Here is a 1,101-nt window from a genome sequence, read left to right on the forward strand (position 1 = left end):
CCACGGTTTTAAGATTGCCGAGGAGATCATAGGTGTAGTTAGTAACCTGAGCGCCTTGGGTCTTTTGCCGCAGTTCGCCGTTGGCGGTGTACTGGTAAGAGGCGTTGCCGTAGGCGGTCATCCGGTCCTGGGCGTCGTAGCTGCCGGTGCTGGTGGCGCCGCCGGCGCTGTGCTGCAGGCGGTTGCCGTTGTCATCGTAAGTGTAGGTGGAGGCGGTGGTGCCGTTTTTGCTTACCCGGACCAGCTGAACAGTTCGGTGGCCTCGTGGGCGGCGGTGAAGGCGGTTATTTCGCCAAAACCGTTGTAGGCTTGGGTGGTGGCTACCCCGGCCAGGCCGGTGCCGGTGAGAAAGCCGTTGGCGGGGTCGCGCTCCAGGGTGAGGCCGCCCGCCCGGATGGGCAGGCCGTCGCTGTCGTAGCTGTAGGTGATGCTCTGGCCGTTTACGTTCAGGGACTGGAGCTGGAAGTTATTATCGTAGCCCCGGGCCACGCTGCCGTTGATCTCGCCGGACCAGGACTGGGTCAGCGGCAGGAAGCCGTCGTAAGTGAAGGCCAGGGTGTTGTTCTCCGGGGTGGTGATCCCGCTCAGCCGGCCGGTCGCGGGGTGGTAAGCGTAACGGGTGGCGGCGGGATAACCCTGGCTGTTGTAGGTGAAGTCCAGGTAGCGCCCTTGGGCACCGCCCCCTTGAGTGATGGAACTCAACCGCCCCCGAAGGTCGTAATGGTAGCCCACCCCGAGGAGACCGGCCGGCCGGCTTTGGCTGATCCGGCCGTTGGCATCGAGCACCAGCGAAATGGTCCGGCCGGCGGTGGTGGTCGTGGTCATGGTGAGGTCCGCAAAATAGGGGGGCGTCCCTGTTTTTCTCCTGTTTTTCTCCTGTTTTTCTGAGCACCAGCGAACTGGTCCGGCCGCGGTGGTGGTCATGGTGCGGTCCGCAAAATAGGGGGCGTCCCTGTTTTTCCCTGTTTTTCCCCCTGTTTTTCCCTGTTTTTCTAGGGGAAATTCCTGAAATGCGAAGGAGAAATGGAAGGAGAAATGGTGTCAGACACCATTTCTCTCAATTTCTCATACAAAGCAGTAACTATTGTATTTAAATTACTT

1 protein-coding gene is annotated in these 1,101 nt (G+C 60.1%); it reads right to left on the reverse strand.

From position 1 onward, the window contains the following. Nucleotides 1-231: 231 nt before the first annotated feature. Complete coding sequence (locus tag ACHHRT_RS13815; protein ID WP_395500353.1) at nucleotides 232-825, reverse strand: hypothetical protein; 594 nt, start codon at nucleotides 823-825, stop codon at nucleotides 232-234. Nucleotides 826-1,101: the final 276 nt, after the last annotated feature.

This window comes from Desulfurivibrio modestus, assembly GCF_044068625.1.
GTDB lineage: Bacteria > Desulfobacterota > Desulfobulbia > Desulfobulbales > Desulfurivibrionaceae > Desulfurivibrio.

Excerpts from the sequence above, each read along its gene's own strand:
- ACHHRT_RS13815 (WP_395500353.1), bottom strand. The coding sequence starts at position 825 with ATGACCACGACCACCACCGCCGGCCGGACCATTTCGCTGGTGCTCGAT.